At 39.5% G+C, this 24,940-nt stretch carries 26 protein-coding genes and 1 pseudogene; all 27 read left to right on the top strand.

The features are described from left to right. Positions 1-95: 95 nt before the first annotated feature. The 27 genes and pseudogenes from ccrZ (at position 96) to SMIDD28_RS06215 (ending at position 24,814) form a co-directional block, all read left to right on the top strand. Complete coding sequence (gene ccrZ / locus SMIDD28_RS06340) at positions 96-890, top strand: cell cycle regulator CcrZ (protein ID WP_061425320.1); 795 nt, start codon at positions 96-98, stop codon at positions 888-890. Continuing rightward, positions 887-1,522 (top strand): tRNA (guanosine(46)-N7)-methyltransferase TrmB, encoded by a 636-nt coding sequence (gene trmB, locus SMIDD28_RS06335; protein ID WP_061425319.1) that lies wholly within the window; start codon positions 887-889, stop codon positions 1,520-1,522. Before ccrZ ends, trmB begins: the two co-directional genes overlap by 4 nt. Before the next feature lie 125 nt (positions 1,523-1,647). Then, entirely contained in the window at positions 1,648-2,127 is a 480-nt protein-coding gene (rimP, locus tag SMIDD28_RS06330; protein WP_016399196.1) for a ribosome maturation factor RimP, read from the top strand. Between the two features lie 43 nt (positions 2,128-2,170). Further along, positions 2,171-3,307, top strand: coding sequence for a transcription termination factor NusA (gene nusA / locus SMIDD28_RS06325; RefSeq protein ID WP_000032274.1), 1,137 nt, complete (start codon positions 2,171-2,173; stop codon positions 3,305-3,307). A gap of 21 nt (positions 3,308-3,328) precedes the next feature. Beyond that, the gene (gene rnpM, locus SMIDD28_RS06320; RefSeq protein WP_000857561.1) at positions 3,329-3,622 is read left to right on the top strand and encodes an RNase P modulator RnpM; all 294 of its coding nucleotides are present in this window, start codon (positions 3,329-3,331) and stop codon (positions 3,620-3,622) included. Continuing rightward, on the top strand, positions 3,615-3,914 hold the full coding sequence (locus SMIDD28_RS06315; RefSeq protein WP_001041390.1) for a YlxQ-related RNA-binding protein: 300 nt from the start codon (positions 3,615-3,617) through the stop codon (positions 3,912-3,914). Before rnpM ends, SMIDD28_RS06315 begins: the two co-directional genes overlap by 8 nt. Before the next feature lie 16 nt (positions 3,915-3,930). Beyond that, a complete protein-coding gene (gene infB, locus SMIDD28_RS06310) occupies positions 3,931-6,744 on the top strand; it encodes a translation initiation factor IF-2 (RefSeq protein ID WP_061425318.1) in 2,814 nt (937 codons plus the stop codon). A 251-nt stretch (positions 6,745-6,995) separates the two neighbouring features. Further along, complete coding sequence (gene rbfA, locus SMIDD28_RS06305; protein ID WP_001273601.1) at positions 6,996-7,346, top strand: 30S ribosome-binding factor RbfA; 351 nt, start codon at positions 6,996-6,998, stop codon at positions 7,344-7,346. Between the two features lie 169 nt (positions 7,347-7,515). After that, entirely contained in the window at positions 7,516-8,019 is a 504-nt protein-coding gene (locus SMIDD28_RS06300) for a hypothetical protein (protein ID WP_001067003.1), read from the top strand. Positions 8,020-8,039: 20 nt separating this feature from the next. Then, positions 8,040-8,597, top strand: coding sequence for a C1 domain-containing protein (locus SMIDD28_RS06295; RefSeq protein ID WP_061425317.1), 558 nt, complete (start codon positions 8,040-8,042; stop codon positions 8,595-8,597). Positions 8,598-8,609: 12 nt separating this feature from the next. Beyond that, on the top strand, positions 8,610-9,719 hold the full coding sequence (locus SMIDD28_RS06290) for an SPFH domain-containing protein (RefSeq protein ID WP_061425316.1): 1,110 nt from the start codon (positions 8,610-8,612) through the stop codon (positions 9,717-9,719). A gap of 304 nt (positions 9,720-10,023) precedes the next feature. Next, on the top strand, positions 10,024-10,803 hold the full coding sequence (locus tag SMIDD28_RS06285; protein WP_061425315.1) for a hypothetical protein: 780 nt from the start codon (positions 10,024-10,026) through the stop codon (positions 10,801-10,803). 1 nt (position 10,804) lies between these two features. Beyond that, positions 10,805-10,984, top strand: a complete 180-nt coding sequence (locus SMIDD28_RS06280; RefSeq protein WP_061425314.1) for a hypothetical protein — start codon at positions 10,805-10,807, stop codon at positions 10,982-10,984. Positions 10,985-11,251: 267 nt separating this feature from the next. After that, positions 11,252-11,485, top strand: coding sequence for a DUF1858 domain-containing protein (locus SMIDD28_RS06275; RefSeq protein WP_000368739.1), 234 nt, complete (start codon positions 11,252-11,254; stop codon positions 11,483-11,485). After that, entirely contained in the window at positions 11,485-12,819 is a 1,335-nt protein-coding gene (locus SMIDD28_RS06270; protein WP_061425313.1) for a DUF438 domain-containing protein, read from the top strand. The genes SMIDD28_RS06275 and SMIDD28_RS06270 overlap by 1 nt, the downstream gene beginning before the upstream one ends. A 9-nt stretch (positions 12,820-12,828) precedes the next feature. Further along, positions 12,829-13,083, top strand: coding sequence for a DUF1912 family protein (locus SMIDD28_RS06265; RefSeq protein WP_061425312.1), 255 nt, complete (start codon positions 12,829-12,831; stop codon positions 13,081-13,083). A 12-nt stretch (positions 13,084-13,095) separates the two neighbouring features. Continuing rightward, positions 13,096-14,352, top strand: a complete 1,257-nt coding sequence (locus SMIDD28_RS06260; RefSeq protein ID WP_061425311.1) for a helix-hairpin-helix domain-containing protein — start codon at positions 13,096-13,098, stop codon at positions 14,350-14,352. A gap of 87 nt (positions 14,353-14,439) precedes the next feature. Continuing rightward, the gene (locus SMIDD28_RS06255) at positions 14,440-14,835 is read left to right on the top strand and encodes a helix-hairpin-helix domain-containing protein (RefSeq protein ID WP_000038635.1); all 396 of its coding nucleotides are present in this window, start codon (positions 14,440-14,442) and stop codon (positions 14,833-14,835) included. Between the two features lie 281 nt (positions 14,836-15,116). After that, positions 15,117-15,695, top strand: coding sequence for a flavin reductase family protein (locus SMIDD28_RS06250; protein ID WP_061425310.1), 579 nt, complete (start codon positions 15,117-15,119; stop codon positions 15,693-15,695). Continuing rightward, positions 15,682-16,242, top strand: coding sequence for a GNAT family N-acetyltransferase (locus SMIDD28_RS06245; protein WP_061425309.1), 561 nt, complete (start codon positions 15,682-15,684; stop codon positions 16,240-16,242). The genes SMIDD28_RS06250 and SMIDD28_RS06245 overlap by 14 nt, the downstream gene beginning before the upstream one ends. After that, positions 16,242-16,820, top strand: a complete 579-nt coding sequence (locus SMIDD28_RS06240; protein WP_061425308.1) for an AAA family ATPase — start codon at positions 16,242-16,244, stop codon at positions 16,818-16,820. Before SMIDD28_RS06245 ends, SMIDD28_RS06240 begins: the two co-directional genes overlap by 1 nt. Positions 16,821-17,063: 243 nt before the next feature. Further along, positions 17,064-18,305 carry a helix-hairpin-helix domain-containing protein gene (locus SMIDD28_RS06235; protein ID WP_061425307.1) on the top strand — a complete coding sequence of 414 codons (1,242 nt, stop codon included), beginning with the start codon at positions 17,064-17,066 and terminating at the stop codon, positions 18,303-18,305. A gap of 31 nt (positions 18,306-18,336) precedes the next feature. Further along, positions 18,337-19,338 (top strand): virulence RhuM family protein, encoded by a 1,002-nt coding sequence (locus SMIDD28_RS06230; RefSeq protein WP_061425306.1) that lies wholly within the window; start codon positions 18,337-18,339, stop codon positions 19,336-19,338. Positions 19,339-19,463: 125 nt separating this feature from the next. Beyond that, positions 19,464-22,112 carry a valine--tRNA ligase gene (locus SMIDD28_RS06225; RefSeq protein WP_061425305.1) on the top strand — a complete coding sequence of 883 codons (2,649 nt, stop codon included), beginning with the start codon at positions 19,464-19,466 and terminating at the stop codon, positions 22,110-22,112. Between the two features lie 19 nt (positions 22,113-22,131). Beyond that, entirely contained in the window at positions 22,132-23,547 is a 1,416-nt protein-coding gene (locus SMIDD28_RS06220; RefSeq protein WP_061425304.1) for a deoxyguanosinetriphosphate triphosphohydrolase family protein, read from the top strand. A gap of 98 nt (positions 23,548-23,645) precedes the next feature. Continuing rightward, a pseudogene (locus SMIDD28_RS12200) lies at positions 23,646-23,795 on the top strand (DNA (cytosine-5-)-methyltransferase); the annotation flags it as partial. A gap of 215 nt (positions 23,796-24,010) precedes the next feature. Continuing rightward, positions 24,011-24,814 (top strand): Fic/DOC family protein, encoded by an 804-nt coding sequence (locus SMIDD28_RS06215; protein ID WP_061425303.1) that lies wholly within the window; start codon positions 24,011-24,013, stop codon positions 24,812-24,814. The last annotated feature ends 126 nt before the right edge of the window (positions 24,815-24,940 follow it).

Below are 24,940 nucleotides of genomic sequence, written 5' to 3'. Positions count from 1 at the left end.
CCGAAATGCTTTTCTTTGAGAATCGGGTGTGGAGCGGTTGACGAATAGGCCAAAAACTAGTAGAATAGTAAGGAAACTTTATACGGAGGAAAGAAATGGATTTGGGTGATAATGAGCTAACACTGACTCCCATACCTGGGAAAAGTGGCAAGGCTTATATGGGTAGCTATCCTGATGGGAAGCGTATCTTTGTAAAAATGAACACCTCTCCAATCCTACCTGGTCTAGCTAGAGAACAAATTGCTCCACAATTATTATGGAGTCGCCGTTTGGCAGATGGGCGTGATATGTGTGCTCAAGAATGGTTGACTGGCAAGATATTGACCCCCTATGATATGAATCGTAAGCAAATCGTCAATATTTTAACCCGCCTTCATCGCTCACGTCCGTTGATGACACAGTTGAGTCGTTTGGGGTATGCCATGGAAACACCTGTAGATTTACTGCAGTCTTGGCAGGAAACGGCTCCAGATGCTTTGCGTAAAAATCATTTTATCAGTGAAGTGATGGCTGATTTACGTCAGACTATTCCAGGATTTAGAGAGGACCATGCGACCATTGTCCATGGAGATGTACGACATAGTAATTGGATTGAGACAGACAGTGGCTTGATTTATTTGGTGGATTGGGATTCGGTTCGCTTGACTGACCGCATGTTTGATGTGGCCCATATGCTCTGCCATTATATTCCAGAACATCAGTGGAAGGAATGGTTGACCTACTACGGTTATAAGTACAATCAAACGGTATTAAGTAAATTGTACTGGTATGGTCAACTGTCTTACTTGAGCCAGATTTCCAAGTATTATATGAACCAAGATTTAGAAAATGTCAATTGGGAGATTCATGGCTTGCGTCACTTCCGAGACAAGTATGGAAAGAGAAGATGAGAGTTAGAAATCGTAAAGGGGCGACAGAATTACTAGAGGCAAATCCCCAGTATGTGGTCCTCAATCCCTTGGAAGCCAAGGGAAAATGGAGGGGCTTGTTTGGCAATGATAATCCCATTCATGTGGAAGTTGGAAGTGGAAAGGGTGCCTTTGTTTCAGGTATGGCCAAGCAAAACCCTGACATCAACTATATCGGGATTGACATTCAAAAGTCTGTTTTGAGCTACGCTTTGGACAAGGTGCTTGAAGTTGGAGTACCTAATATCAAGCTCTTGTGGGTAGATGGTTCTGACTTGACTGACTACTTTGAAGACGGTGAGATTGATCGCTTGTATCTGAACTTTTCAGATCCATGGCCTAAAAAACGCCATGAAAAGCGTCGTTTGACTTACAAGACCTTCCTGGATACCTTCAAGCGTATCTTGCCTGAAAATGGAGAAATTCATTTCAAGACGGATAACCGTGGCTTGTTTGAGTACAGCCTAGTGAGTTTTTCTCAGTATGGCATGAAGCTCAATGGTGTCTGGCTTGATTTACATGCCAGTGATTTTGAAGGCAATGTCATGACAGAATACGAGCAAAAATTCTCCAACAAGGGGCAAGTTATCTACCGAGTTGAGGCAGAATTTTAAGAATTAACCTGAAATCAGGCTGTATAAGTGCTTTTGCTTTACATAAGTTGGCAAACGTGCTATACTAAGAGTAAGAATATGAAAAGTGAGGCGGGGAAATATCTTCGCCTCTTGCTTATGAGGAGGTGGACGCAATCGCAACAATCGTAGAATTAGTCAGAGAAGTTGTAGAACCTGTCATAGAAGCTCCTTTCGAACTCGTGGATATCGAGTATGGAAAGATTGGCAGTGACATGATTCTCAGTATTTTTGTAGATAAACCTGAAGGAATTACCTTGAACGACACGGCAGACTTGACAGAAATGATCAGTCCTGTCCTAGACACCATCAAGCCAGATCCCTTCCCAGAACAATATTTCCTAGAAATCACCAGTCCAGGCTTGGAGCGTCCTTTGAAAACCAAGGAAGCTATAGCTGGAGCAGTTGGGAAATACATTCACGTTGGTCTTTATAAGGCTATCGACAAGCAGAAAGTCTTTGAGGGAACCTTGTTGGCCTTTGAAGAGGACGAGTTGACTATGGAATATATGGACAAGACGCGTAAGAAAACCGTCCAAATTCCATACAGTTTAGTATCAAAAGCACGTTTAGCAGTTAAATTATAGAAAAAGAAAGGATAGCTTTTGAGGATTCAAAAGTGAAGAAAACATGAGTAAAGAAATGCTAGAGGCCTTCCGCATTTTGGAAGAAGACAAGGGAATCAAAAAAGAAGATATCATCGACGCAGTAGTAGAGTCGCTTCGTTCCGCTTATCGCAGACGCTATGGTCAATCAGACAGCGTAGCCATTGACTTTAACGAAAAAACAGGTGACTTTACCGTTTATACTGTCCGTGAAGTGGTTGATGAAGTATTTGATAGCCGTTTGGAAATCAGCTTGAAAGATGCTCTTGCCATCAATTCAGCCTATGAGCTTGGTGACAAAATCAAGTTTGAAGAAGCGCCTGCTGAGTTTGGTCGTGTAGCAGCCCAATCTGCCAAACAAACTATCATGGAAAAAATGCGCAAGCAAACACGTGCCATTACTTACAATACTTACAAAGAGCATGAGCAAGAAATCATGTCTGGTACAGTAGAGCGCTTTGACAACCGCTTTATCTATGTCAACCTTGGTAGTATCGAAGCCCAATTGTCAAAACAAGACCAAATTCCTGGAGAAGTTTTTGCTTCTCATGATCGTATTGAAGTTTATGTCTACAAGGTTGAAGATAACCCTCGCGGTGTCAACGTCTTTGTTAGCCGTAGCCATCCAGAAATGATCAAACGTTTGATGGAGCAAGAAATTCCAGAAGTTTATGACGGAACGGTTGAAATCATGAGCGTGGCTCGTGAAGCTGGTGACCGTACTAAAGTTGCCGTTCGTAGTCATAATCCAAACGTGGATGCTATCGGTACAATCGTTGGACGCGGTGGAGCGAATATCAAGAAAATCACTAGCAAATTCCACCCAGCTCGCTACGATGCTAAGAATGATCGTATGGTGCCAATCGAAGAAAATATCGATGTTATCGAGTGGGTAGCAGATCCAGCTGAATTTATCTACAATGCCATCGCTCCTGCTGAGGTTGACCAAGTTATCTTTGACGAAAACGACAGCAAACGTGCCTTGGTAGTTGTTCCTGATAACAAGCTTTCTCTTGCCATTGGTCGTCGTGGACAAAATGTTCGCTTGGCGGCTCACTTGACTGGTTACCGTATCGACATCAAGTCTGCTAGCGAATTTGAAGCCATGGAAGAAGCTGGTTCGGTAGATTTGGAAGCAGAAAACGATACTGTCGAAGAATAAAAGCTGCTAGAGGAGGGAAAGATGAAAACAAGAAAAATCCCTTTGCGCAAGTCTGTTGTGTCCAATGAAGTGATTGATAAGCGTGATTTGCTCCGCATTGTCAAGAACAAGGAAGGACAAGTCTTTATCGATCCGACAGGCAAGGCTAACGGCCGCGGCGCTTATATCAAGCTAGACAATGCAGAAGCCCTAGAGGCGAAAAAGAAGAAGGTCTTTAACCGCAGCTTTAGCATGGAAGTGGATGAAAGCTTTTATGACGAGTTGATCGCTTATGTGGATCACAAAGTGAAAAGAAGAGAGTTGGGACTTGAATAAGCAAAAGATAAGCAATCTCTTGGGACTTGCTCAGCGAGCAGGGCGGATTATATCGGGTGAAGAATTGGTGGTCAAGGCCATTCAAGACGGCAAGGCCAAGTTGGTCTTTCTAGCTCATGATGCTGGACCCAATCTGACCAAGAAGATTCAAGATAAAAGTCATTATTATCAAGTAGAAATTGTAACCGTGTTTTCAACACTGGAATTAAGCATAGCAGTCGGAAAATCGAGAAAGGTTTTGGCTGTAACAGATGCTGGATTTACAAAGAAAATGAGGTCTCTTATGGAATAGAAGAGGAGGACATGATTTGTCTAAGAAAAGATTGTACGAAATCGCAAAAGAGCTTGGAAAAGAAAGCAAAGAAGTTGTAGCACGTGCAAAAGAGTTGGGCTTGGATGTGAAAAGCCATTCATCAAGTGTGGAAGAAGCTGTCGCTGCAAAAATCGCTGCCAGCTTTAAGCCTGCAGCTGCTCCGAAAGTAGAAGCAAAACCTGCAGCACCAAAAGCAAGTGCAGAAAATAAAGGTGAAAAGAAAGCCGAAAAATCTGAGCCAGCTAAACCAGCTGTAGCTAAGGAAGAAGCAAAACCTGCAGAGGCAGTTGCTCCTAAAGCAGAAAAAGTAGTGGCTAAACCGCAAAGCCGTAATTTCAAGGCTGAGCGTGAAGCCCGTGCCAAAGAGCAGGCAGAACGACGCAAGCAAAATAAGGGCAATAACCGTGACCAACAACAAAACGGAAACCGTCAGAAAAACGACGGTCGCAATGGTGGAAAACAAGGTCAAGGCAACCGCGACAATCGTCGCTTTAATGACCAAGCTAAGAAGCAGCAAGGTCAGCAAAATCGTAGAAATGAGCGCCGTCAACAAGAGGACAAGCGTCCAAATCAAGCGGCTCCACGTATTGACTTTAAAGCTCGTGCAGCAGCTCTAAAAGCAGAACAAAATGCAGAATATGCACGTTCAAGTGAGGAACGTTTCAAACAGACTCAGGCTGCCAAAGAAGCCTTGGCCCAAGCAAACAAACGCAAGGAGCCAGAGGAAATCTTTGAAGAAGTGGCTAAGTTAGCTGAACAAGCGCAACAAGAACAGCAAGTTCAAGCAGTGGTTGAAGTCGTCCCTGAGAAAACAGAACCTGCAGTGGATACACGTCGTAAAAAACAAGCTCGACCAGACAAAAATCGTGACGATTATGATCACGAAGAAGATGGTCCTAGAAAACAACAAAAGAATCGAAGTAGTCAAAATCAAGTGAGAAATCAAAAGAATAGTAACTGGAATAACAACAAGAAGAACAAAAAAGGCAATAACAAGAACAACCGTAATCAGACTCCAAAACCTGTTACAGAGCGTAAATTCCATGAATTGCCAACAGAATTTGAATATACAGATGGTATGACCGTTGCGGAAATCGCAAAACGTATCAAACGTGAACCAGCTGAAATCGTTAAGAAACTTTTCATGATGGGTGTCATGGCCACACAGAACCAATCCTTGGATGGAGAAACAATTGAGCTCCTCATGGTGGATTATGGTATTGAAGCCAAACAAAAGGTTGAAGTGGATAATGCCGATATCGAACGTTTCTTTGTCGAAGATGGTTATCTCAATGAAGATGAATTGGTTGAGCGTCCACCAGTTGTAACTATCATGGGACACGTTGACCACGGTAAGACAACACTCCTAGATACCCTTCGTAACTCTCGTGTTGCGACAGGTGAAGCGGGTGGTATCACTCAGCATATCGGTGCCTACCAAATCGTGGAAAATGGCAAGAAGATTACCTTCCTTGATACACCAGGACACGCAGCCTTTACATCTATGCGTGCGCGTGGTGCTTCTGTTACCGATATTACTATCTTGGTCGTAGCGGCAGATGACGGGGTTATGCCTCAGACTATCGAAGCCATTAACCACTCAAAAGCGGCCAACGTTCCAATCATCGTAGCCATTAACAAGATTGATAAACCAGGTGCCAACCCAGAACGCGTTATCGGTGAATTGGCAGAGCATGGAGTTATGTCAACTGCTTGGGGTGGAGATTCTGAATTTGTTGAAATCTCAGCTAAATTCAACCAAAACATCGAAGAATTGTTGGAAACAGTCCTTCTTGTGGCTGAAATCCAAGAACTTAAAGCAGACCCAACAGTTCGTGCGATCGGTACAGTTATCGAAGCACGCTTGGATAAAGGAAAAGGTGCGGTCGCAACCCTTCTTGTTCAACAAGGTACCTTGAATGTTCAAGACCCAATCGTTGTCGGAAATACCTTCGGTCGTGTCCGTGCTATGACCAACGACCTTGGTCGTCGTGTTAAAGTTGCTGGACCATCAACACCAGTTTCAATCACAGGTTTGAATGAAGCACCGATGGCGGGTGACCACTTTGCCGTTTACGAAGATGAAAAATCTGCGCGTGCAGCAGGTGAAGAGCGTGCCAAACGTGCCCTCATGAAACAACGTCAAGCTACCCAACGTGTTAGCCTTGAAAACCTCTTTGATACGCTTAAAGCTGGTGAACTCAAGTCAGTTAACGTTATCATCAAGGCAGACGTACAAGGTTCAGTTGAAGCCCTTTCTGCCTCACTTCAGAAAATTGATGTGGAAGGTGTCAAAGTTACCATCGTCCACTCAGCGGTCGGTGCCATCAACGAATCAGACGTGACCCTTGCCGAAGCTTCAAATGCCTTTATCGTTGGTTTCAATGTACGCCCTACACCACAAGCACGTCAACAAGCTGAAGCTGACGATGTGGAAATCCGTCTCCACAGCATTATCTACAAGGTTATCGAAGAGATGGAAGAAGCCATGAAAGGGATGCTTGATCCAGAATTTGAAGAAAAAGTTATCGGTGAAGCAGTTATTCGTGAAACCTTCAAGGTGTCTAAAGTGGGAACTATCGGTGGATTTATGGTTACTAGCGGTAAAGTTACCCGTGACTCTAAAGTCCGTGTTATTCGTGACGGTGTCGTTATTTACGATGGTGAACTTGCAAGCTTGAAACACTATAAAGACGACGTTAAGGAAGTTACAAACGGTCGTGAAGGTGGATTGATGATTGATGGCTACAATGATATCAAGATGGATGATGTGATTGAGGCGTATGTCATGGAAGAAATTAAGAGATAAGATTTTTTGCTCCTTTCTTAGGTGGTGAGGGACGCAAGCAAACCGATGGTTTCATTGCTTATTTTTGAGCCTATGGTCTCAAAAATCCCCTGTGATGGGACTGATAAATCAGTTCCATCACTTTTACCACGGCGAAAGAAGCAGATGATTTCAAATTGAACTTCGTTCCAATTTGAAATGAAAATCAATAAATTTAAAAATAGCTAGGTCTGCTGGCCTAGCTTTTGGTTCAAAGTAGAGAAAGGAATATCATGGCAAATCATTTTCGTACGGATCGTGTGGGCATGGAAATCAAGCGTGAAGTCAATGAGATTTTGCAAAAGAAAGTCCGTGATCCGCGTGTCCAAGGTGTGACCATCACAGATGTTCAGATGCTAGGTGATTTGTCTGTTGCCAAGGTTTACTACACCATTTTGAGTAACCTTGCTTCAGATAATCAAAAAGCCCAAATCGGGCTTGAAAAAGCAACTGGTACTATCAAACGTGAACTTGGTCGCAATTTGAAATTGTACAAAATCCCAGATTTGACTTTCGTCAAAGACGAATCCATTGAATATGGAAACAAGATTGACGAGATGCTACGCAATCTGGATAAGAACTAAGAAGGAGGGGCAACCCTCTTTTTTGGTGGAGGAAATAGGTGGAATTTGAAATGGAAAAATATTCTTTTAAAAAAGGGATTCTATATTTTTTAATGTTAGCTAATCAGAAAATGCTTTTTTTTTAGGAAATATGATATGATGATTTCATAAATAAAAGGAGATTCTATCAATGAATAATGTAAAAAAAGTTTGTCGTTTAGCTTTGCTATGTCTTTCCGTCTCTACTCTAGTTGCTTGTAGTTCTCTTTCTGAAAAAACAAGTAGCTCTTCTAGTGAGAATCAAACAGAAGCTTCATCTAGTAGTTCTGAGAAGAAAGGGTTGTTTGCTAAAGCAAAAGAAAAACTCAGTTCAAGCGATTTTAACCCACAAGATGTTAGCGATACGACAATTGAGTCTATAAAAACCTATGAAGATTACTTGATTATGAATGAGAAAATAATCGATAATTACTATACAGAAGCAGATGAAGCCTTTAAAGGGACTGTTTTAGAAGATAGTGCTGCTATCCAAGAACTGAAAGATAGCACTAAAAAAGAAATGGAAGATTTGAAAAAACAATATGGTCCACTAAAGAAAGCACCGATTCAAGGGAAAGAAGAAGTGATTAAGACTCTAAAAGATTATCGTGATAATCTACATGAACAAGTGGAGCAGTGGAAAGCTAGTCTTTAATAGGAAGAGTGGAGTTCAATATGGATTATCAATTATTGCCACATGAATACATGGTTATGAATAGTGACCATGTGAGTTTTGGGAAAAATGGTTTGTCTACAGATGAATTAATTTTAACGAATCTACACTTAATACATATCAAAAAAGGTTTTTGGGGAGGGAAAAAAGATCAAGTTACCATACCTATTAACCAGATTAAAATTTTTGAAGGGAAACCTCAAGTTTCAGTAACCAAAACCAATGGTGTGAAACGGCTGGAAATTTATTATAATGGCGGACAAGCTATCTTTGCATTTAATAATACTAAGGATACTGACAAGTGGGCTAGAAACATTATTAAATTGATTTCAGGTGATACAAGTAATTTTGAAACCTTGGGAGATAGTAGCTTGTTTGGAGCAAATGTTTTGGCAGAAACATTTAAGGATACATTTGACACTTTTAAAGCAGGGCTTGGGATTAAGGATGCAGAGCCAGAAAAGATTTCAACCAAGTGTAGCTTTTGTGGAGCACCTTTGTCAGGTCAAGTGAAGCAAACAGTGAGATGTGCCTATTGTGATATGGAGCAAAGTTTATAAGGGGGCAATTAAATGGGGTTGATAAAAGCAATCACAGATTCTATTGGTGGGACATTTGCAGATCAGTGGAAAGAAATTATCACAGTTCATGCTTTTGATGAACATACAGCTGTAAGTCCAGGTATTGTTCAAGAAAGTAATAATGGTAGGGGTGTCAATACGAAGGGATCTGTAGGTGTTATTTCGAACGGATCCAAGATTTTTATTCCAGAAAATACTGCTGCCTTTATCTTTAGTCAGTCTGGTATCGAGGAAATTATTACAGAACCAGGTGGATATGAATACCAAAATGGTGAGAGCAGTGTTTTTAACGGTGATGGATTGAAAAAGTCACTGTTTGACAATGTTGTGAATCGTGTTGGATTCGGTGGTCAAAGTGATCAGCAAAAACAGATTTGTTTTGTTAATTTGAGAGAAATTCGTGATATTAAATTTGGGACTCGCGGTCCAGTCATGTATAATGATTTGTTTTATGGGACAGATTTAGAAGTACGTGCTTTTGGAACATTTTCTATCCAAATTACAGATGCTAAGCAATTTATCAGAAACTTTCTTCCTGCCAATGTGACTTATTATACCTTTGATAGCGCTCAAGCTAGATCACAAATAGTGACAGAATTTCTCCAATCTTTTATTGTTGCACTTAATTCTTTGTCAACAACTTATCGTATTTCACAATTGCCGTCACAAGCTACAGTTCTTGCGGAACAAGTATCAAATGATGGACAGTATGCAGGGACTTGGAAAGAACGTTTTGGATTTGAGATTGTGAAAGTTGCCATTGCTAATATTGAGTTCTCACCAGAATCTAAGGAATTGGTTAAACAATTTTCATCAAATAAGATGAATTTAAAAGCTTATGATGATGTATCGCAGAAAGCTTCTAATATTGCGGCACAACAAAAAATTGCATCAGGAGTGGAGCAACATGGTTTAGGTGATAGTGCTGGAATGATATTTGGAATGAATATGGCTCAAAGTTTAGATGAAAAAGCCATGAAACCAAATCTATCATTAGATGAGCAAATCGAAGCACTTACAAAACTAAAATCTCTTTTAGATGCAGGGATATTATCTCAGGAAGAATTTGATCGAAAGAAAAAAGAAATTATGGATTTATAAAATGAAACTCAAAAGTTCATAGTTAGTACGTATTCAAGGGACATTCTAGGTGAAACAATAATAGACTATCGTTCACAGATAGAATATCATGTTGTAAGGGTAGGAGTGGAATATTCGAGTTGTCTCTACAAAGACTATTAAAGTTCTTTAACAAATAAGTTGCCAAGGATTTTGATTTTGTGTTTTGGACTATTTATCTAAAAGAATAAGGAGTTTTTGAAAATTTTTGAGGGGGATTTGAAACATACTTTAAAAGAGTATGCTATCATAGAATATAACTTACAGAAGTAAAAGGAGTTTGTATATGGCTGAACAAGACTTAGCTATGCAAGTATTGCAACAAGTGGTAAAACTACCTGTTGTTAGGGTTGATCGTTCGAAATTTTTAGTGGATAAGTTTTCCAAAGAATTGGATCCACAGGACATTCCTACCTTATTGGAACAAGGTCCAACGACTCTCTTATCTCAAGAAATCTTAGATCGAGTGGCTAATGCCTGTATTCGGGATAATGTTTTATTAGCGAGTGGAACTTCTGTTGTTGCAGGATTACCAGGTGGACTTGCCATGGCAATTATCATACCAGCGGATGTAGCTCAATTTTATGCTTTTTCTTTAAAATTAGCTCAAGAACTAGGTTATATTTATGGATATGAGGATCTTTGGGCTTCACGCGATGAGTTGAGTGAAGATGCTCAAAATACCCTCTTGCTTTATCTAGGTGTCATGTTGGGGGTGAATGGAACCGCTGCTTTGCTACGTGCTGGTGGTATAACAATTGCCAAACAGGTAATGAAAACAGTACCTAATAAAGCGTTAACAAAGACGCTTTGGTACCCTATTTTGAAAAAAGTCTTAAAAATATTTGGTGTGAATCTTACCAAGGGAGGGTTGGCCAAAGGAATGGGGAAATTCATACCTATCTTGGGAGGTATCATTTCAGGTGGTTTAACCTTTGCAACTATGAAACCGATGGGTGAAAGCTTGCAGAAAGAATTGTCCAAACTAGTTAACTATAGTGAAGTTCAATATCAAGAAGATGTTGAAACAATCCGAAAAGAGGCTGAAATAATCGAGGGTGAGTGAGATGAATCCTATCAAAGCTTTTGCTAAAATTTATGGGAATTACTTTTTGACCGTGCAAGGTGTAAAAGTAATGAAAACGATAAAGAAAGATGACAATGTTATTGTCGGTCTGGGGAAACTTTTTATTGCAGACAAGTTAATGGATACGGCTCGGTGGCTCATCAAGCCAGAGGAGAGATAATGAAATTTTTTTTGGGTCTTCTTGCCATTATTTTTATCAAACCGATTATTGGAATTGTGAAATTCCTGTGGATAATCATCTCTTTTGCAGTCCAATTGCTGTTTTACAAGCTATTATTTAAGCTATTGGATTGGCTTTTTAAACTTTTTTAGGCCGTAATTCAGATTTCAGATAACTAGCAAGGTATGTACTGCTAGTTTTTTATTCACTTTCCATATGGTATAATATAAGCAGTAAAATCATTTTAGAACATACATGGAGGTCGTCATGGACAATATCATCGATGTGTCAATTCCCGTTGCAGAAGTGGTGGACAAGCATCCAGAAGTCTTGGAAATCCTAGTGGAGCTGGGATTTAAACCCCTTGCTAATCCCTTGATGCGCAATACAGTCGGTCGCAAAGTATCGCTCAAACAGGGTTCTAAGCTAGAAGGAACTCCTATGGACAAGATTGTCCGCACGCTGGAAGCAAATGGCTACGAAGTGATTGGATTAGACTAATGGCAGATGAACGGATTCATATCCTACGGGATATTTTGTTAGAATTGCACAATGGTGCTTCTCCTGAGTCGGTTCAAGAGCGCTTTGATGCGACCTTTACAGGTGTCTCAGCCATCGAGATTTCCCTTATGGAGCACGAGCTGATGAACTCAGACTCAGGTGTCACCTTTGAAGATGTCATGGAGCTCTGTGATGTCCATGCCAATCTTTTTAAAAATGCTGTTAAGGGTGTCGAAGTGGAGGATACCGAGCATCCAGGTCACCCAGTTCGCGTCTTCAAGGATGAAAATCTGGCTCTCCGCGCTGCCTTGATTCGCATTCGGAGATTGTTAGATACCTATGAGTCTATGGAAGATGAAGAAATGCTGGTGGAGATGCGCAAGGGTTTGGTCCGTCAAATGGGGCTTTTGGGACAATTTGACATCCACTACCAGCGCAAGGAAGAACTCTTCTTTCCTATCATGGAGCGCTATGGGCACGATTCACCTCCTAAGGTCATGTGGGGAGTGGATGATCAGATCAGAGAACTCTTTCAAACAGCTTTAGCGACAGCCAAGTCATTGCCAAAAGTGTCTATTAGTAGTGTAAAGGAAGCTTTTGAAGTCTTTGCGCCAGAGTTTGAAAGTATGATTTTCAAGGAAGAGTCTATCCTTCTCATGATTCTCCTTGAGTCCTTTACTCAGGATGACTGGCTTCAGATTGCGGAGGAGAGCGATACCTATGGCTATGCCATCATCCGTCCGTCTGAGAAATGGGTTCCAGAACGCCAGAGTTTTGTCGAGGAAAAGAGTGCAGAGGAGCCCATACAACTAGATACGGCAGAGGGGCAAGTTCAGCAAGTTATCGATACGCCAGAAGGGCAGTTTACCATTACCTTTACCCCTAAGGAAAAGGAAGCAGTGCTGGACCGTCATAGTCAACAGGCTTTTGGCAATGGCTATCTTTCAGTCGAGCAGGCTAATCTCATCCTCAATCACCTCCCCATGGAGATTACCTTTGTCAATAAAGACGATATTTTCCAGTATTACAATGACAATGCGCCAGCTGATGAGATGATTTTCAAACGGACACCGTCCCAAGTCGGGCGTAATGTTGAACTTTGCCATCCGCCTAAGTACTTGGACAAGGTAAAGACCATCATGAAGGGGCTTCGTGAGGGAAGCAAAGACAAGTATGAAATGTGGTTCAAGTCTGAGTCGCGAGGCAAGTTTGTCCACATCACCTACGCTGCAGTGCACGATGAAGATGGGGAATTCCAAGGTGTGCTGGAATACGTTCAGGATATCCAGCCCTACCGTGAGATTGATACGGACTATTTCCGTGGATTAGAATAAGGAGAAAAAATGAGTTACGAACAAGAATTTATGAAGGAATTTGAAGCTTGGGTTAATACCCAGATTATGATTAACGACATGGCGTATAAGGAAAGCCAAAAAGTCTACGAAGAAGACCAAGACGAGCGTGCCAAAGATGCCATGATTCGCTACGAAAGCCGCTTGGATGCTTATCAGTTCTTGCTTGGTAAGTTTGAAAACTTCAAAGCAGGCAAGGGATTCCATGATTTGCCAGAAGGCTTGTTTGGTGAGCGGAATTATTAGGAGGATACTACTATGGTTCAAAAACAAAATCGTAAAAAGCAGTTGCGTAAGAATAGTCGCGAGAAGAAGATTGTGTCTATTTATGATTATGATTTTGAAGATGATTTGAATGATTTTCCTGCTGATATTTTTGATGACTTTGATGTTGAAAATAAAAATGAAGAAATTCAAAATCGATATGATGCGTTTGACATCGAACGTTTTGCAACGATGCAATATTTAGAGAATTTTGGGCAAGCTTCTAGTTTTCAACATGTATTAGAGTATACACTTGATTTGGTAAGTCATCCTGAAAAATTGAAACCAGAATATCGGGAATTATTAGAGATTCTGGAGGAAGAAAATTCTAGTAAGCGACAAGAACGCTTAGAAGCTTATATTCGCGATTATCCCTATTCCTTGAACGGTAAATATGCTCACCTAGTGTTTACGATAGACATATTTGATGTAGGAGAACTGGATAGAATTGCGGCTCTATGTGAAGAGGCTAAGGCTGCATGGAAAAGGGAAAATTTTGTAGATTATAGCTTTATTGAACATAAAGAAAAATTAGAGATTTTTTCATTTGCAGTCCATTATTATATTTCGCATGGTTTCTTTGGTCGTGCTCTAGAATGTGTCCAATACCTTATAGGGAAACGTTTAGATACTTATCCACCACGATTTATAAATATGGCTCTTTGTTTGTATAACCAGCTGTTTCGTTATGATTTGTTACAGTCTTATTATCAAACGGCAAAGAAATTCAAAAAAGTAGATGATGTTTTGTTGTTTCATATGAGTATTGCCGAATTTTTACGTGGGAATAGAAATAGCGCAGCAGACTATTTCCAAGAATTACGGGAACTGAATCCCTTTACAGACCAATTATTTATAGATATAGATTGGGTTGAAGAGATAGAAGACTTAGAGACCGAGTTAGAGACTTATCTTCCAAACAGTAAGGAATCCCTTCAACTAGGAATGTATGTATTGTGGCCTTTTATCGCTCAACGTCCTTTTTTGTTTGAATTTATTATGGAACAAGTGGATTCTAATTTAGAAGAAGTGATGGAAGATTACAACCTATTTGCTACCTATCATTTATCTGAATCCCCTGCTCTCCAAGGAATTGGGTATGACAAAATTAGGATATTTAATCTAGAACTTGGGATTCAGAAAGTAGAAGATTTTTCTAAGTATACAGAGAAAGAATTATTGTCTCTGAAAGGAATTGGAGCAGTAACAATTCGTACTTTAAAAAATAATGGAGTTGTCTTTAAACAATGAAATTCTTGATTTTTTACTAAAATCTTGATAGAATATTTATATTAAATCCTTGTCAGAGCAGGGGTTTTTTATTGAAAGGATTTTATCATGTCAAAGAAACTCAATCGTAAAAAACAATTACGAAATAGCCTCCGTCGCGCAGGTGCCTTTTCAAGTACTGTGACTAAGGTTGTAGAAGAGACAAAAAAAGTCGTTAAGCGTGCAGAGCAATCAGCAAGCCAAGCTGGTAAGGCTGTTTCTAAAAAAGTTGAACAAGCAGTAGAAGCTACTAAAGAGCAAGCTCAAAAAGTAGCCAACTCTGTGGAAGATTTTGCAGCAAACTTGGGTGGACTTCCACTTGACCGTGCCAAAACTTTCTATGATGAAGGAATCAAGTCTGCTTCAGATTTCAAAAATTGGACTGAAAAAGAACTTCTTGCCTTGAAAGGAATCGGTCCAGCTACCATCAAGAAATTGAAAGAAAATGGCATCAAGTTCAAGTAATCTTTCTTGTCCCTTGCATTTCCGTCAAAATCTTGCTACAATAGAGCCATTAGAGGTGTTTTGAATCCCACATTTTACAGAAAGTGGCAGTGCTGAGAAGTCCACAAATGTGTCAAAACTGGTTGCTGATGGATGAAAAATGAAATAATATTGTCTTTTTGTTTTAAAGACGAGAGTGGCGGGCTCTGCCCGAAATTGGGTGGTACCGCGGATAAACACATTCGTCCCTGTCATGTAGATGGCAGGGGCGATTTTTTGTGTCTTAGGCAAAGGAGGTTGTTATGAAACAATCATTTAAAACTAATAAACTATACTATGGCTTTCCTGTTTTTATTTTAGGATATCAAGATCAGAATTTTGGATATAACATCACGACCTGTAGTTCCTCTTATAGTCTAGGAGATTGGATTGTGGTTGGAGTCGTTGCGAGAGAGAATGTCGCAGAGCAAATTAAACATTATCAAAAATTTACTGTGAATATCCCTGATGAAAATCTCATGCTCGAGATGGAGCAGGCTGGTTTTATCAGTCATCGAGAGAAATTGGAACGTTTGGGAGTGCATTATGAAATTTCTGAACGAACTCAGGCACCGATTTTAGAGGCCTGTCCAGTCGTTTTGGATTGTCAGGTAGATAGGATTGTTGAGGAAGGGGGAATTTGTCATATTTTCGCTAAGATTGTTGAGAGACTTGTTGATCCAGAACTTTTGGATGAAAAGGGACATTTTAGAAATGAACTGTTTGCCCCAACCTATTTCATGGGAGATGGATATCAGCGCGTCTATCGTTATCTGGACAAGCGTGTAGATATTAAGGGGAGCTTCATCAAAAAAGCGAGGAAGAAGGATGACAAGAGCTGAGTTACCAGAACGATTGGAAACAGAGCGTCTGGTCTTACGAGTTCGTACAGTGGCGGATGCTGAGGATATCTTTGATTATGCTAGTCGTCCAGAAGTTTCTTACCCAGCAGGTTTTCCACCTGTCAAGACCTTGGAAGATGAGATTTATTATCTGGAGCATATCCTTCCCGAACGCAATCAAAAGGAAAATCTCCCAGCTGGCTATGGGATTGTCGTCAAAGGAACCGATAAAGTCATTGGTTCTGTTGATTTCAACCATCGCCATGCGGATGATGTGCTAGAGCTTGGCTATACCTTGCATCCAGACTATTGGGGTCGAGGCTATGTACCAGAAGCAGCGCGTGCCTTGATTGATCTGGCTTTTAAAGAATTGAATCTACATAAAATTGAATTGTCTTGCTTTGGATATAACTTTCAAAGTCAACGAGTTGCAGAAAAACTTGGTTTTACTCTTGAAGCTCGCATAAGAGATCGCAAAGATGTTCAAGGAAACCGCTGTGACAGTCTGATATATGGTTTGCTGAGTAGTGAGTGGGAGGTAATTTGATGCATCTTTTCATCATTGGTGCTCCAGCATCAGGAAAAATGACCATTGGTCAAGAATTATCTCGACTGACGGATGCTACCCTATTTTATAACCATCAAGCCATCGATTTTGCACTAGAAATCTATCAGGACTACACAGAGGAAATGTGGGAATTTGTTCGTGGAATGACCTTTTCTTTCCTTGGAGCTAGCGCTAGAAATCAGCGATATGTGATTTTAACAGACGTGATTGATTTTTCAAACCAGTACCAGCTGCTGTATTTGAAGCAAATTCAGGATTTGTTGGATGACTATCATCAAGAGATTCTGTTTGTTGAGTTGGAAACAAGTCTTGAAGAGCGTTTACGTCGAAATCGAACGGAGAATCGATTAAAGCACAAACCCTTAAAACGACATATTGAGGTATCTGAAAGAGAAATTTTGGAGACTACTGAAACACTTCAATTAAATTCCCAACATCAACCGAATGAGTTGTACCACTACCTTAAAATAAATAATACAAATCTGTCTGCGGAAGAAGCTGCTAGGCAGATTCAAGAAAAAATTAACAAAATAGAGAAAGGACACACACATATCTAAACAACTTCATGAAGACGTTCTCAAGACTCAATAAGTTCAAAAGTCTCAACCTTTTTCGTTCGTGATTCCATCACCAAACGTAACTAGAAAACTCTACCTTAATCACACCTGGGGTACAACCTTCAAAGTAAACGAATCACAAAGAAGCTGAGATTTACCATTAAAACCTGTATCCGAGGCTGTAAGAATATTCAATACAGTTGAGATAGGATCTATTGAAGAATGAGTTAGAGGAGAAAATAGATGGCTAAAAAGAAAAATAGAAAAAAAGAATTAAAACGCCAGCAGAAGTTGGATATTAAAGTTATTTCTGAAGAAGAGGCTACCTGGACAGAACTACTAGCTACAAACCCAACTTTTGTAGAACGTCGTACCATTCAAAATTTCGATGAACTACATACAGCAGTGATGCAATATGCTGATGAACACGGAGAGTATCCAGATGTTCAGCTAATCAATTACCAACTGAAAAATAGGACTTTTGATTGGAATCAGGATCATGCTTTATTTAGAGAAGCTATGCATACTCCGAATACACAGAAGCGAAATAAATTGTTAAAGCAAGTTTTAAAAATAAATCCAGATTATTTTGCTGCTGATTTTCATTTATTCTTATCCGAGGTTGAAAGTTTTGATTTGTCAACCTTTAAAAAAGTATTGGATTTTGAAATTCTAGTTTTAGAAAAATGGAAAATGAATGGCTACAATAGTTGGAATTATTTTGAAGCCCGCCCTATCCTGTCTGCTCTGATGTTTCTGATTGAGTATTATATGAAGGAGAACTTCAATTCTAAGGCTATAGAATTGATTAACCTATATTTGAGTAAGCGACCAGACCGTTTTCCTCCTAATTTTGTCTTCTGTATGCTTTCCTTGTATCATATTACTGGTCAGGAACTAAATGTTGAACGTTTCTATCGTGAAGAATTAAATAAAGGGAAACGGGATGATACCATTCTTATTCATGCCATCATCTCTGCTTTTTCTCAAGGAAAAATTGAAGAAGCAAGTCAGCTATTTGCAAAATTAGTGGAAATCAATGATGAAGCTGTTGAATTCTTTATAGAGGAAGATTGGCAATTCAAAGTTATAGATATCGAAGACCAAGAATGTTATTGTCCAAATTCAGTTGAATCGCTACAAGCTAGTTTGTATCCTCTATTTGATTATTTACTAGAAAATATTATTTTAACGAAATTTTTAACAAACGAAGCCAAGAAGTTTCGCCGTAAACCAGTATTTTCGAATCATTCTAGTATGATAAGAAATTTATCCGAGGTCACTGACTGGCATTCCTTTATGAACGAGGAAGAAATGAAGGGAATTCGGATGGATTTTGTTCACATCTTTGTTGAAAATGGGATTCGTACATCTTCAGATTTCAAAAAATGGACTGAAAAAGAAGTTCTCGCTTTGAAGGGAATTGGTCCCGTAACCGTTAAGAAGTTGAAGGAAAACGGCATAAAGTTTAAAAACGAGAAGTAATTGTTTACTGAAGGGAGGAGGTGGAATTATCTTGAATGAAATTTCGAATTTCATCCTGTATACTACACCCAATGGCCATGTTCAGCTAGATATCCTTTTACAGGATGAAAATCTTTGGTTGACTCAAATAGGTCTTGCAGAGCTCTTTGAAGTTGAACGAAGTGTCATTACAAAGCATTTGAGAAATATTTATGATAGCGGTGAGTTGGATAAGGTATCAACTTGTGCAAAATTTGCACAGGTTCAACAAGAGGGAAATAGAACTGTTCGGCGTGAACTTGAATATTACAATCTGGATGCTATTATTTCAGTTGGCTATCGCGTAAATTCCAGCAAGGCTACTCAATTTAGAATTTGGGCAACCAAGACCTTGAAAGAATTTATCATCAAAGGTTTTGTTTTGAATGATGAACGCTTGAAACAAGGACAGACAGTTTTCGGACAGGATTATTTCCGTGAACTTTTAGAACAGATTCGCTCTATTCGTTCTAGCGAGCGCCGAATCTATCAACAAATCACGGATATCTTTGCTGAATGTGCCATAGATTATGATCGAAACTCAGATATTACTAAAAATTTCTATGCTATGGTGCAAAATAAATTTCATTATGCAATTACTGGAAATACTGCTGAAGAAATTATCTATCAGCAAGCCGATGCTAGTAAAGAAAAAATGGGATTAACTACTTGGAAGAATGCACCTAATGGACGAGTGCTCAAATCAGATGTAACGGTAGCCAAAAATTATTTGCAAGAAAAAGAAATTCGACAACTAGAGCGAACTGTTACAGCCTATTTTGATTATATTGAGGGTTTGGTTGAGCGCCGTAATACTTTTACAATGCGAGGATTGGCAGATAGTATTGATCGTTTTCTATCTTTTAATGAGTACGAAATTTTAGAAGGAAAAGGAAGTATTTCCAAGAAACAAGCAGACTCAAAAGCCATCCAGGAGTATGAAAAATTTAACCGAACTCAAAAAATTCTATCGGACTTTGATAAACATATTCTGAAGATAATGAGAGAAAGTTAATGTAAAATTTTTATACAGTTTCTTTTTTGCTAATAGAAGATACTGAAAAATCAGATGTGCTGAATCAAGGCCTATCTTCTACATACTAATTTTATTTAAAGATATTAACTAGAAAGGACAAACACATGTCTAAAGAACTTTCACCTAAATACAATCCAGCCGAGGTTGAGGCTGGTCGTTACCAAAAATGGCTTGATGCCGATGTTTTCAAGCCTTCAGGGGATCAAAAGGCTAAGCCTTATTCAATCGTCATTCCGCCACCAAACGTAACTGGGAAACTTCACCTTGGTCACGCTTGGGATACGACTTTGCAAGATATCATCATCCGTCAAAAACGCATGCAAGGTTTTGATACCCTTTGGCTTCCAGGGATGGACCACGCGGGGATTGCCACTCAAGCTAAGGTTGAGGAGCGCTTGCGTGGAGAAGGCATTACACGTTATGACCTAGGTCGTAAAAAATTCCTCGACAAGGTCTGGGAATGGAAAGACGAATATGCCACTACTATCAAGGAACAATGGGGTAAGATGGGGCTCTCTGTAGACTACTCTCGTGAGCGTTTCACTCTTGACGAAGGTTTGTCAAAAGCTGTTCGTAAGGTCTTTGTGGACCTTTACAAGAAAGGTTGGATCTATCGTGGTGAGTTTATCATCAACTGGGACCCAGCAGCTCGCACAGCCCTTTCTGATATCGAGGTTATCCATAAGGATGTCGAAGGTGCCTTCTACCATATGAACTACATGCTGGAAGATGGCTCACGCGCCCTTGAAGTTGCGACAACTCGTCCTGAGACCATGTTTGGAGACGTTGCGGTTGCGGTCAATCCAGAAGACCCGCGCTACAAGGACTTGATTGGTAAAAATGTCATCCTTCCAATCGCTAATAAACTCATCCCAATCGTTGGAGACGAACACGCAGATCCTGAGTTTGGTACGGGTGTCGTGAAAATCACACCTGCCCATGATCCAAACGACTTCTTGGTTGGTCAACGCCATAACTTGCCACAAGTCAACGTCATGAACGACGACGGAACTATGAATGACTTGGCCTTTGAATTTGCAGGCATGGATCGTTTTGAAGCTCGTAAGGCAGTCGTTGCTAAGCTGGAAGAAATAGGTGCTCTTGTCAAAATCGAAAAACTTGTTCACAGTGTTGGCCACTCAGAACGTACAGGTGTCGTGGTTGAGCCACGCTTGTCTACTCAGTGGTTCGTCAAGATGGACCAATTGGCCAAAAATGCTATTGCCAATCAAGACACAGATGACAAGGTAGAATTCTACCCACCTCGTTTCAACGATACCTTCCTTCAATGGATGGAAAATGTTCATGACTGGGTAATCTCTCGTCAACTCTGGTGGGGTCACCAAATCCCTGCTTGGTACAATGCTGAGGGTGAAATGTACGTTGGCGAAGAAGCTCCAGAAGGTGACGGATGGACTCAGGACGAAGACGTCTTAGATACGTGGTTCAGTTCGGCTCTTTGGCCATTCTCTACCATGGGCTGGCCGGATGTCGACTCAGAAGACTTCAAACGCTACTTCCCAACATCAACATTGGTAACAGGTTACGATATCATCTTCTTCTGGGTGTCTCGTATGATCTTCCAATCCTTGGAATTCACAGGTCGTCAGCCATTCCAAAACGTGCTTATCCACGGTCTTATCCGTGACGAGCAAGGACGTAAGATGTCTAAGTCTCTCGGTAACGGAATTGACCCGATGGATGTCATCGAGAAATACGGTGCGGATGCCCTTCGTTGGTTCCTTTCAAACGGTTCTGCACCAGGACAAGACGTGCGCTTCTCTTACGAGAAAATGGATGCTTCATGGAACTTCATTAACAAAATCTGGAACATCTCTCGCTACATCCTCATGAACAATGAAGGCTTGACTCTTGAGCAAGCAACTGCCAATGTCGAAAAAGTTGTTAACAAGGAAGCTGGAAATGTCACAGACCGCTGGATTCTCCACAACCTCAATGAAACGATCGGCAAAGTCACTGAAAACTTTGACAAGTTTGAATTTGGTGTTGCTGGACACATCCTCTACAACTTCATCTGGGACGAGTTTGCGGACTGGTACGTTGAGTTGACCAAGGAAGTCCTTTATAGCGATAACGAAGAAGAGAAAGTCATCACACGTTCTGTTCTCCTTTATACTTTGGACAAGATCCTTCGTCTTCTTCACCCAATCATGCCATTCGTGACAGAGGAAATCTTTGGACAAATCTCAGAAGGCTCTATCGTGACAGCAGAATACCCAACTGTCAATCCAGCCTTTGAAGACCTTGTTGCCCACACTGGTGTGGAAAGTCTCAAAGACTTGATTCGTGCTGTTCGTAATGCGCGTGCGGAAGTAAACGTAGCACCAAGCAAGCCTATCACAATCCTTGTTAAGACAAGTGATAGCGACTTGGAAGCCTTCTTTAACAGTAATGTCAACTACATCAAACGCTTCACAAATCCAGAACACTTGGAAATCGCATCAACTATTCCTGCATCTGAACTCGCTATGTCAAGCGTCATCACAGGAGCAGAAATCTACCTGCCACTGGCAGATCTCCTCAATGTCGAAGAAGAATTGGCTCGTCTCGACAAAGAACTCGCTAAATGGCAAAAAGAACTGGACATGGTTGGTAAGAAACTCTCTAATGAACGCTTCGTAGCCAACGCCAAACCAGAAGTCGTCCAAAAAGAACGTGATAAACAAACCGACTACCAAGCGAAATATGATGCGACCGTAGCACGTATTGATGAGATGAAGAAGTTGGTTTAGAAAAATCAAGGGTGATATTATGACAGAATTAATTACGTTTCTAAAAAAGCAATGGAAAATAGTTGATAAGTTAGATTTTAGAGAGCATAAGGAAAATAAGAAAAATCGAAATCGTGATTCTTTTCAAAGAGATTACGCGAGAGTTATCTACTCAACTTCTTTTAGACGCCAACAAGGTAAAATGCAACTATTTGAAGTAAACAGTAAATCTTTTCATAGAAATCGATTAACCCATAGTTTTGAGGTTTCACAAATAGCTCATGGAATTGTCGATGAACTCAAGAAAAAGGTTAAGAAAGAAATTCAAACTAAATCTAAGGACACCAACACAAAAAAACATATTCGATATGAGAAAAAGGTTGAAGAAAATTTCTCAAAAATGAGCATAGTGGTGGAGACAGGTTCCTTAATTCATGATGTTGGAAATCCTCCTTTTGGTCATCATGGAGAAAGAGTTTTGAATAATCTAGCTCCTGATATTGGATTTGAAGGAAACGCGCAAGGTATTCGAGTCTTAAGAAAAATTGAAAAGAAGTTTCCCCAATCTAGCGGTCTCAACTTGACTTATCGTACCTTAGCGGCAATCATCAAATATTTTATTCCTTACGACAAGAAAAAGAAAAAATTTTTATATAGAGATGATTATGATGAACTATCTGAGAGTCTAAAAGACGTTCTTGAAAATAATAACTTTCCGTTTAGAACAATAGATGTCCAAATAGTTGATCTTGCTGATGAAATCGCTTATTGTGCTCACGATTTAGAAGATGCATTAGCTAGCAACTACTTTACAATTGATGAGTTTATTTTTAGATTGGAAAATATAAAAGATAATGAACTAAATGTTGAATCTAAAAAAGCATTCAATGCATGGGTAAGAAATGCAAAAACTTTTGCAAAAGAGAAGGGAAATAAAGGACTTCAATCTGAAGATTATGATTTTTATTTCCGAAGAGAATTAATTTCTATTATTGTGAATAAACTAATCGAAGATATCGGTGTTATTACAGTAACTCCTGAATTTCAATCAAAAACAGGAACAAAGAACAAGAAAGAGCTCGGCTTTAAAAATTATAAAGATTTAGCAGAAGCACTTAAAACTACTATCTTTAAATGTGTGACAAGTTCAGATAATATCATGCTTTATGAAAGAGTTGGAACAAAAATTTTAACGAAACTCTTTGAATTATTTATGAATGATGAGTACAATGAAGATGGAATGCTAATGCCTGTAGAGTACAGATGGAACACTGAAGACAGTAAAGAGACTAAAGCTAGAAAAGTGTTAGACTATATCTCTGGCATGATGGACACATATGCTATAGAAGTTTACATGAAACACTTTGGAGAAGATCCGTTTAATGTGAAATATGATAAAGAAATATTTAGCTCACCAAAAAATAAATATAAATTATTCAGAATAAAAGAAAAATAGAATAAATTAATAATTTGGTTAATCTTATAGTGACTATATAATTATTAATTAGCAAAAATTTGAGTGATTTTATAATTTAGAAACCAGCTTACTACACAACAAACCCTCTAAGTTCGAACCGACCTGATAAGTACAACGTTGCAACTTTCTTCTCAGATAATGTGGGAATTGAGTTGGGATTTGAACAGACCAACGAGTTCATAGTGGTGTATGCCAATGAGTTTGATAAGTCTGCTCGTCAGACTTATTAGTTCATTTATCCAGAGATATCTCGATAATCATATTATTCAGTCAAAGAACATTCCAGATGACTGCATGATATATTGAGTGTAACTTGTTCACTATGAAGATGAAGTATATATTTCATAGAACCTATTATGAGGGCATTTTATAGTTTTAGCCAGTTTCCAACCAATTTCATGACTTACTGGTACTGAAGAAAAACAATTGAAAGGATCTTTCTATGAAACCAACTTACAACATTGACAATCCAAACTTGTCTTATGAAGCTAAGCGTGACTTATGGCAGATCGGTTTTGGTCTGCAGAAAGTTGACAATCTAGTGCCATCAGCTTATATGGAATCTTTGGCTGAGAAACAGGCTCGGGGTGAACTGACTTATGAGCAGGTTTATGAGGATGCAACGGCTTATCATCATACCATTGATGCAAGTACGGAAGAGGCAGACTTGGTTTCTCTACGTATTGTAGAACTATTGTCTCGAAGAGGCTTTAGCTTCAGTCCTGCGACCTTACTTGCTATTCATAAGGAGTTGTTTCAAGATATATTTGAATCCTCTATTCCGGTAGGGCAATTTCGTCAAACCAATATCACAAAGAATGAACCTGTTTTGAGTGGTGAAAGCGTTGTGTACTCTGACTACTCTATGATTCAAATGACCTTGGATTATGATTTTAATCAGGAAAGACAAGTTTCATATGCAACACTAACCCAGGCGGATATGGTTAAACAAATTCAGAGTTTTATTTCAGGAATCTGGCAGATTCATCCATTTCGCGAAGGAAATACTCGGACGGTAACGGTATTTTTGATTCAGTATCTTCGTGAGTTTGGTTTTGATATTGATAATACACCATTTCAGCAACATTCCAAGTATTTTCGTGATGCCTTAGTATTAGATAATGCAAAAATTTTACAGCGACGTCCTGAGTTTTTAACAGCTTTTTTTGAAAATCTCTTGCTCGGTGGTCAAAATGATTTGTCTTCAGAAAAAATGTATCTAGATTTAGACCTCGATTTTTCATAATCCTAATACTGAGTAAACATTGAATTTTAGTCAAAAATGAAGTAAATATTCTCATAAGAAAACGTATATCATCAAAGTTTTAGTGTACTGACCCCAAAAGTTAGATTTTTTCTGTCTAACTTTTGG

It is taken from the genome of Streptococcus mitis (assembly GCF_001579045.1).
Lineage (GTDB): Bacteria > Bacillota > Bacilli > Lactobacillales > Streptococcaceae > Streptococcus > Streptococcus mitis_D.
The sequence above is the reverse complement of the archived record's forward strand: the minus strand, read 5'-3'. Positions and strand labels throughout refer to the sequence as shown.

Coding starts and splice junctions, on each gene's coding strand:
- ccrZ (WP_061425320.1), top strand. CDS start 96: ATGGATTTGGGTGATAATGAGCTAACACTGACTCCCATACCTGGGAAA.
- trmB (WP_061425319.1), top strand. CDS start 887: ATGAGAGTTAGAAATCGTAAAGGGGCGACAGAATTACTAGAGGCAAAT.
- nusA (WP_000032274.1), top strand. CDS start 2,171: ATGAGTAAAGAAATGCTAGAGGCCTTCCGCATTTTGGAAGAAGACAAG.
- rnpM (WP_000857561.1), top strand. CDS start 3,329: ATGAAAACAAGAAAAATCCCTTTGCGCAAGTCTGTTGTGTCCAATGAA.
- rbfA (WP_001273601.1), top strand. CDS start 6,996: ATGGCAAATCATTTTCGTACGGATCGTGTGGGCATGGAAATCAAGCGT.
- SMIDD28_RS06300 (WP_001067003.1), top strand. CDS start 7,516: ATGAATAATGTAAAAAAAGTTTGTCGTTTAGCTTTGCTATGTCTTTCC.
- SMIDD28_RS06295 (WP_061425317.1), top strand. CDS start 8,040: ATGGATTATCAATTATTGCCACATGAATACATGGTTATGAATAGTGAC.
- SMIDD28_RS06290 (WP_061425316.1), top strand. CDS start 8,610: ATGGGGTTGATAAAAGCAATCACAGATTCTATTGGTGGGACATTTGCA.
- SMIDD28_RS06285 (WP_061425315.1), top strand. CDS start 10,024: ATGGCTGAACAAGACTTAGCTATGCAAGTATTGCAACAAGTGGTAAAA.
- SMIDD28_RS06280 (WP_061425314.1), top strand. CDS start 10,805: ATGAATCCTATCAAAGCTTTTGCTAAAATTTATGGGAATTACTTTTTG.
- SMIDD28_RS06275 (WP_000368739.1), top strand. CDS start 11,252: ATGGACAATATCATCGATGTGTCAATTCCCGTTGCAGAAGTGGTGGAC.
- SMIDD28_RS06270 (WP_061425313.1), top strand. CDS start 11,485: ATGGCAGATGAACGGATTCATATCCTACGGGATATTTTGTTAGAATTG.
- SMIDD28_RS06265 (WP_061425312.1), top strand. CDS start 12,829: ATGAGTTACGAACAAGAATTTATGAAGGAATTTGAAGCTTGGGTTAAT.
- SMIDD28_RS06260 (WP_061425311.1), top strand. CDS start 13,096: ATGGTTCAAAAACAAAATCGTAAAAAGCAGTTGCGTAAGAATAGTCGC.
- SMIDD28_RS06255 (WP_000038635.1), top strand. CDS start 14,440: ATGTCAAAGAAACTCAATCGTAAAAAACAATTACGAAATAGCCTCCGT.
- SMIDD28_RS06250 (WP_061425310.1), top strand. CDS start 15,117: ATGAAACAATCATTTAAAACTAATAAACTATACTATGGCTTTCCTGTT.
- SMIDD28_RS06245 (WP_061425309.1), top strand. CDS start 15,682: ATGACAAGAGCTGAGTTACCAGAACGATTGGAAACAGAGCGTCTGGTC.
- SMIDD28_RS06240 (WP_061425308.1), top strand. CDS start 16,242: ATGCATCTTTTCATCATTGGTGCTCCAGCATCAGGAAAAATGACCATT.
- SMIDD28_RS06235 (WP_061425307.1), top strand. CDS start 17,064: ATGGCTAAAAAGAAAAATAGAAAAAAAGAATTAAAACGCCAGCAGAAG.
- SMIDD28_RS06225 (WP_061425305.1), top strand. CDS start 19,464: ATGTCTAAAGAACTTTCACCTAAATACAATCCAGCCGAGGTTGAGGCT.
- SMIDD28_RS06220 (WP_061425304.1), top strand. CDS start 22,132: ATGACAGAATTAATTACGTTTCTAAAAAAGCAATGGAAAATAGTTGAT.
- SMIDD28_RS06215 (WP_061425303.1), top strand. CDS start 24,011: ATGAAACCAACTTACAACATTGACAATCCAAACTTGTCTTATGAAGCT.